This is a genomic window from Clostridium tagluense (assembly GCF_003865095.1).
GTDB lineage: Bacteria > Bacillota > Clostridia > Clostridiales > Clostridiaceae > Clostridium_AD > Clostridium_AD tagluense.
Window position 1 is genome coordinate 21,380 of record NZ_BHYK01000045.1, and the last position, 6,211, is coordinate 27,590.

The window sequence follows — 6,211 nt, forward strand, 5'->3', positions numbered from 1 at the left end:
CTTAAGGATGAAGATTAAATTAACGGTTAAAAGTGTAAATACAGGTAATACGTTTGATGAAAGTTATACAATAAATAATGATATTAACCCTCAAGTATATGCTCAAAATATGATAGATAATTATAATAGGACATTAAGACCTAACGAGAGTGCAAGAGAATTAATAGATGTAGAGATACTAGATAAATGTATAGAAATAAAATCAGAGCAACCATTAAAAGAATTTTACGGAAGTGTTAGTTTTGCGGGAAGGATGACTTTCACTGTAAAAGCTACCAGTAAGGAGGAAGCAAAAAAGCTTGTTTTTGAAGATATTGATTGCTTGAATATCGACTTAGTTGCAGATACAACGTTGGAAGTACAAGATACAGAGTGGGGTTTAATTGCAGAAGCTAGGCAAGGTAATGTATCACAACCTTACATTAATGATTTTGAGATAAAAGAAGAAAAAGAATTGTAATTTTAAAATATATTTAAAAGGAGTATATGAAAATGAAAATATTAAGGAAAGCACATGAAGGTAATGACTGGCAAGAAACAACACTGGAAAACTTTATTGAAAGTGTTAAAATCACTAGAGATATAATTCTTGAAATGAATATAAAAGACCGAAATGCAGACTACTATACAGAAGGATTTGCATTAGATTTATTGAAGAATGGTAATATTATAGATACACCTGTTACGCTGTTTAAATTAGGAGAAGATAAGGATACTAATAAATGCCCTATTTGTAACAAGTATTACATTGGTATGGGTTCATTAAGTAGAAGGGATAATAAGACAGATATATGTTCTGAATGTGGGATGCGTGAGGCAATGGAAGATATGACAAAGAACATCTGAAAGGTGGTATTCAATTATGTTATCAAACCTAAAAAAGAAAGATTTAAATGGTGTTATGAAAAAAAGCAAAATATTATTACATTCAATGACAGATGGAGGGAAAGTCTCTCACATTTCATTTATCACAAAAGAAAAAATAAGTGTTATAGAAATGAATATGTATCATAAAGACTATCATGTGATAGGTTATTATCAAGTCGATGAAAAATATCATGCGTATATAGAAGATATTCTTAAAGTAGATTGGTTATTAGCCAAGGATAATATTATGAAAATAAACCGTGATTTATTAGAAGCTATAAATGAATCAACAGATAAAAAACTTATACTTGATAATAGTCATATTGATTGGGACTTATAAGAGTTATTAAAAATTAGGGGGGACTTTAGATGGAAGATAAGGTAGACATAAATAACGTGGTGAAGGAAAAGAAAAGGGGTTTTACTCCCAGTAAAACTTTCATAATTCTACTTCTTATAATTTCTATTGTGAGTGGAAGTGTTTTCTATTATATTAAATATTCAAATGAAAAAGCTTTAAAAGCAGAACAAGCTTATATGGCAGACTTAAAGATATTTGTACTTTTAGTTTCAGCCCAAGGACTTATTATTGAACGGGATGCACAGGGGATTTCTAGTGTTTGGTATGATGCAATTTATAATTCACCTGTCACTGTTAATGGGGAAAAGGCATATACTTTTAATACTGCAATTAAGTATAAGATGAAAGAATATAAATCAAATGTAGATTTGCCTATGCTATATGTAGGTTGTGAAAGCAATTATAATGAATCACAAGACATTCTAAGAAAGGGATTGGAATTTACTAATGGTAATCATCCATCATATGTTGGTTCGTCTAAAGACCATATAGGACTTTCAGAAACACAAAAGATAATTAAAGGGTTAATATGATACATTTAAAGGTTCATATAAGAGATATTATTGAGAGGCAGGGAGATAAAAATGACAAAAGAAAGAATTAAAGATTTAATAAGACAAAGACAAGAGAACCTAGAATTAAGACAAAAGGGAATGTGTAGATATGGTTAAACGATAAAATTTGGATAACCTTAATTCTAATGACCTAGTTAATCTATCCTATAATTTACAAAGATTTGCAATTGACATGGCCAAAATAGAAGGGCAAATTGAAGAGTTTAAATATATGTTATAGGTATAGTTTAATCTCCCACTAAGAATTGTTTATTATAATAAAAGGAGGAATAAAATAATGTCAATGTTTAAAGAATTAGATAGAGCAAGATGTATGCACTGTGGGAAATGGGATAAAGAATGTTCATTATCTACACTACCCATAGAAGTTAAGTATTATGGTGATTATGCAATTTGTAGTAAATGTGGAGAACAGTTTGATATTGAATATTGGCGAGAGTGGGTAAAAAAGAAAAGAAGTAAAGAAAATTTAATTATATCAACATGTGAAATGCCTACAGGACATACAGGATATTATTTATCAAATAAAGAAAATACATTAAGATATTCATATAAAGTTATGGATAAAGATGATTTAGCGGATTGTCCAATATTCACTAAAGGGGCTTTATTAACTTAATAGAAGGTTCATTTTAAGGGAAAGGTCATTTGTGTAACTTTGAATTCCAAATAAAATAGAAATTTTAAAGTGTGTCATAGTATGAAAAAAGTACGACTTATGAAAATGGAGGAAATGAAATGGAAGAGATAATTAAAGAACTAAAAGAATTAGGGTGTGATAGTAAGATATGTAGCGGTAGTGAAGGATATACTGGACATATGAAAGACTATGCACTTATACAATTTTGTAAGAAAGGCAATAGCCAAATGATAAAAAACTTAATTGAGCATGGTTGGAAAAAAGAAAGAGAATTTAAGGAATTTTCTCCTTTTGTAACTGTGTATAGTGGTTATAGTATTTATATAAGTTTTAAAAAATATTATTAACTAAGATGTGTCGCAATACAAAAAAATTGAAAGGAGTAGGTTATGTTTTTAAGCAGAGAGGAAAGAGTTTTATTGTTGGTATATAGGATTCAGAAAGAGAGGGAATTAACATTAATGGGTGGACATACCTCTTATGACATTGGAGAAAAGAGGATAATAAAGTTAAAGAAGAAAATAGAAAAAATTGGTGGCAATCCAAACTTAATACTTGACATTAAGTAAGTCATACTTAAGAATATGACTTAAAAGGAGGATTATATGGAAAATAACAAATGTAGTATACGTGCTATAGCCATGATGTTTAAGGTTATGGGTACACCTAAAATTAAGTTGTTACCTTTTCAGAAAAAACTATTAAATTTTGTAAAACATAAAGGGACATCATAGGAATTAAACTTGACAAACCAATAAAAAACAATTATAATATAAAAAGAGGATATAGATATTTGGTTTATATCCAAGGCTAGATAAAGAGATTGAATAGGAAGAAATATAAATGCCCAAATTTAAAGTTTATTATACTGAACAATCTTTAATAGCATAATTTAGGGGGTAGCATGGAACAAATAATAGATAATATAAAGAATGAAATAAAAAAGCTAAATCATGATGATGACATAGCCACCCTCAGTCTAAGTAAACATGACTTGAGAATGATTCGATACTCTTTGTTGATGTATAATGTCATAATAGAGAAATCTTTTAAGATTTTGGAAGGAGATTAATATGGATTATTTTATAGAACTTATTAAAAAGATAGAATCTAGTGAAAATACTCCTGTGGAATTAAACCATAAAGAAATTAGAAATATTGTGATGGCTTTAAAATTAGTTGATGCATATTCTGACATTTTAGATGAAGAATTGAAGATAAAATTAGAATAACAAATAATTATAAAACAAATCAATTAGGAGGCTACGAAGTTGAGCCGAAAAATATTAATTATAGGTAGAGGAAATCAAAAGAGTATTAGGGATATGTGTTCATTACTAGAAGTACTAGAAGCTCATTCAATTATAGTGCTTGGAGAAAAGGATATTAATAAAAACAATCTTGATATTGATATTATTAAAAGTAATTTTAGCTTATTAGGTGTTAGGTATGCAGAACCATGTAGATTATTAGTTGATGAATTAATTAATGATTTTAAAGAATACATAGAACCGAAGAAAACTAAACCTTGGGAAAAGAAATATTTCTATGAGTAAAAAGGAGAATAATTATGAAAATATTAAATAGGAAAGAACTAAGGCAACTAGAACACAGGAATTTATTTTCTAATGCAAATGGAGATATAAACGGTTTGTATATATATGAAGAAAATATGAGCGTTGATTTTGTCCAAACTGATTTATTGGGCTTTCCACAACATAAGGATTCTAGGGGTCATCAAGGTATGGAAGACTTTAGCTTAGTCAAACATGGAAAAGAATTAGAAATAGACTTAGACTGCTCCTCTAGAGAAGGATTTTATGATGACAGTAGGTTATATGCAGTCTATGAAAAAGGAGATTTACTAAAATTAATTAATAAACTACAACAAATATATATTGAAAATTATACGGAATAGAAAAGGAGATATTATGGAAATCGAAAGAAAATTTCTAGTAAAAGAAATACCAAGTAATCTTAATAAATATGTCAAAGAACCTATCGCCCAAGACTATTTAAGCTTTAAACCCGAAGTTCGGTTAAGAACAAGAAATGACAAATGTTATTTAACTGTGAAAGGTGAAGGTGTATTTGAAAGGGAAGAATATGAAACAGAAATAAAAAAAGAAACTTATCTTGACCTTTTAAAAAAATCACAAGGAAAACCTATTCAGAAAGATAGATATATTATTCCATTATATGATGGTCTTATTGCAGAGTTGGATTTATATAAAAATATTGAGTGGCTAAAAGAAACAGTAGAAGTAGAATTTAAAGATATTGAATCTGCTAGAGGCTTTAAAGTACCACTTTGGTTTGGATTAGAAGTAACAGGTAGAGCCGAATATAAAAATAAAAATTTAGCAAAAGAATACACAGTACATAGATTGTAAAATAAATAATACATTAGGAGGAATTATAAAATGATAGTTAACGGAATTACGCAGGGTGAAGAATTTGTGGTATTTGATTTTGAAACCACAGGCTTAAGTAAGGATTCAAATGAGATAATTGAAATAGGGGCAGTAAAAGTTGTTAATGGTAAAAGAATTGATATATTTAGTACATTGGTTAAGCCAAGGGTTAGAATTTCCAATCAAATAATAGGTCTTACAGGTATAACTAATGAAATGGTTGAAAATAGTCCAAGCATTGAAGAAGTATTACCTAAATTCTTAAAATTCATAGGAAATTATGATTTGATTGCACATAATGCTCCATTTGATGTGCGATTCTTAAAAGCTAATTGTGATAGGCTTGATTATGCAGAACCAATGAATACAGTATATGATACTCTAAAACTGAGTAAAGTGTACTTTAAAGGCATGAAAGAGAGAGGATTATCCTATAAGCTCATGGTACTTGCTGATTACTTAAAAATTGAATATACAGTGTGTCACAGGGCGGTAGATGATGCTTTGATAACTGTATCATTATATGAAAGAATATTAGCCGAAATGGGTAAGTAATTTACATAGGGGAAGGATTTTCTTCCCCATATCTAAAAAGATTGGAGCATACATATATGAAGGATAAAATTAAAAATACAAAAATAAAAATGTTGAAGAGTGAAATGAAACAAATTATAAATTCACTGAATTCATGGATAAAATATGACATAGAAAGATTTAAAGGAAATCCTATTGAAGTGAAGAATTTAGTGGGTAGAATAGAAAAAACATATATAAAACAGGATATAGAAGAATATATTTTAAGCTTCAATTTTGATACGTATATTATGATATGCAATATAGTAGCAGAACAATGTTTACAACATGGGGAAAATAAAATTATAGGGAAAGAGATATGTTTAACGATAGAAACAATTACTAGGGAGATATATGGGTTGAGACCAATGGATTTATGCTACCCCACAAATAGATGGGATAAATACAATTTCAAGATAGAGGATTAAATATGAAAAAAGAAAAATGTAAATATTGTACAGGAAGATGGGATGAAAGAAAACCATTAATGAGGAATAGTAAAGGTGACTATTATGTAAAGATAAATAACTGTATGTATTTAGAAGATAGTGAGATAGGGAACTCTAATTTTAAATTTTCACTAATTGGAGAAAGAATAAAATTTTGTCCTATGTGTGGGGAAATCCTTAAATAAATAATTTAAATGTCGTGTTTTGAATAGGTTTGGATTCAGATGTTGAGCCGATAAAAACTATCACCATAAGTATATACTTAAATGATGATAGCCATTAAAGTTGCTCAATTTCTGAAACAAGCTAAAGAACGATGCCGCGTTTCCACT

At 28.7% G+C, this 6,211-nt stretch carries 15 protein-coding genes; all 15 read left to right on the plus strand.

The features are described 5' to 3' along the window. The first annotated feature begins 7 nt into the window (after nucleotides 1–7). The 15 genes from Ctaglu_RS22515 to Ctaglu_RS22575 all read left to right on the plus strand — a co-directional run bounded on the left by Ctaglu_RS22515 (nucleotide 8) and on the right by Ctaglu_RS22575 (nucleotide 6,064). Nucleotides 8–460 carry a hypothetical protein gene (locus Ctaglu_RS22515; RefSeq protein ID WP_125005972.1) on the plus strand — a complete coding sequence of 151 codons (453 nt, stop codon included), beginning with the start codon at nucleotides 8–10 and terminating at the stop codon, nucleotides 458–460. Between the two features lie 32 nt (nucleotides 461–492). Further along, the gene (locus Ctaglu_RS22520; protein WP_125005973.1) at nucleotides 493–846 is read left to right on the plus strand and encodes a hypothetical protein; all 354 of its coding nucleotides are present in this window, start codon (nucleotides 493–495) and stop codon (nucleotides 844–846) included. Nucleotides 847–862: 16 nt separating this feature from the next. Beyond that, nucleotides 863–1,207: a hypothetical protein gene (locus tag Ctaglu_RS22525; RefSeq protein WP_125005974.1), complete on the plus strand. Its 345-nt coding sequence runs from the start codon at nucleotides 863–865 to the stop codon at nucleotides 1,205–1,207. Nucleotides 1,208–1,236: 29 nt separating this feature from the next. Then, a complete protein-coding gene (locus Ctaglu_RS22530; RefSeq protein ID WP_125005975.1) occupies nucleotides 1,237–1,761 on the plus strand; it encodes a hypothetical protein in 525 nt (174 codons plus the stop codon). 319 nt (nucleotides 1,762–2,080) lie between these two features. Next, nucleotides 2,081–2,422 carry a hypothetical protein gene (locus tag Ctaglu_RS22535; protein ID WP_125005977.1) on the plus strand — a complete coding sequence of 114 codons (342 nt, stop codon included), beginning with the start codon at nucleotides 2,081–2,083 and terminating at the stop codon, nucleotides 2,420–2,422. A 119-nt stretch (nucleotides 2,423–2,541) separates the two neighbouring features. Beyond that, on the plus strand, nucleotides 2,542–2,790 hold the full coding sequence (locus tag Ctaglu_RS22540; RefSeq protein WP_125005979.1) for an ankyrin repeat domain-containing protein: 249 nt from the start codon (nucleotides 2,542–2,544) through the stop codon (nucleotides 2,788–2,790). Nucleotides 2,791–2,832: 42 nt separating this feature from the next. Further along, complete coding sequence (locus Ctaglu_RS22545) at nucleotides 2,833–3,012, plus strand: hypothetical protein (RefSeq protein ID WP_125005981.1); 180 nt, start codon at nucleotides 2,833–2,835, stop codon at nucleotides 3,010–3,012. 36 nt (nucleotides 3,013–3,048) lie between these two features. Beyond that, the gene (locus tag Ctaglu_RS26340; protein ID WP_267901315.1) at nucleotides 3,049–3,177 is read left to right on the plus strand and encodes a hypothetical protein; all 129 of its coding nucleotides are present in this window, start codon (nucleotides 3,049–3,051) and stop codon (nucleotides 3,175–3,177) included. Nucleotides 3,178–3,516: 339 nt separating this feature from the next. Beyond that, on the plus strand, nucleotides 3,517–3,675 hold the full coding sequence (locus tag Ctaglu_RS25585; protein ID WP_185732921.1) for a hypothetical protein: 159 nt from the start codon (nucleotides 3,517–3,519) through the stop codon (nucleotides 3,673–3,675). A 39-nt stretch (nucleotides 3,676–3,714) separates the two neighbouring features. Further along, a complete protein-coding gene (locus Ctaglu_RS22550) occupies nucleotides 3,715–3,999 on the plus strand; it encodes a hypothetical protein (protein ID WP_125005982.1) in 285 nt (94 codons plus the stop codon). 14 nt (nucleotides 4,000–4,013) lie between these two features. Beyond that, nucleotides 4,014–4,361, plus strand: a complete 348-nt coding sequence (locus Ctaglu_RS22555) for a hypothetical protein (RefSeq protein WP_125005984.1) — start codon at nucleotides 4,014–4,016, stop codon at nucleotides 4,359–4,361. A 13-nt stretch (nucleotides 4,362–4,374) separates the two neighbouring features. Next, nucleotides 4,375–4,836 (plus strand): CYTH domain-containing protein, encoded by a 462-nt coding sequence (locus tag Ctaglu_RS22560; RefSeq protein ID WP_125005986.1) that lies wholly within the window; start codon nucleotides 4,375–4,377, stop codon nucleotides 4,834–4,836. Nucleotides 4,837–4,866: 30 nt separating this feature from the next. Further along, on the plus strand, nucleotides 4,867–5,412 hold the full coding sequence (locus Ctaglu_RS22565; RefSeq protein ID WP_125005988.1) for a 3'-5' exonuclease: 546 nt from the start codon (nucleotides 4,867–4,869) through the stop codon (nucleotides 5,410–5,412). Nucleotides 5,413–5,468: 56 nt separating this feature from the next. Beyond that, nucleotides 5,469–5,858, plus strand: coding sequence for a hypothetical protein (locus tag Ctaglu_RS22570; protein WP_125005990.1), 390 nt, complete (start codon nucleotides 5,469–5,471; stop codon nucleotides 5,856–5,858). 2 nt (nucleotides 5,859–5,860) lie between these two features. Next, entirely contained in the window at nucleotides 5,861–6,064 is a 204-nt protein-coding gene (locus Ctaglu_RS22575; protein ID WP_125005992.1) for a hypothetical protein, read from the plus strand. Nucleotides 6,065–6,211 lie beyond the last annotated feature (147 nt).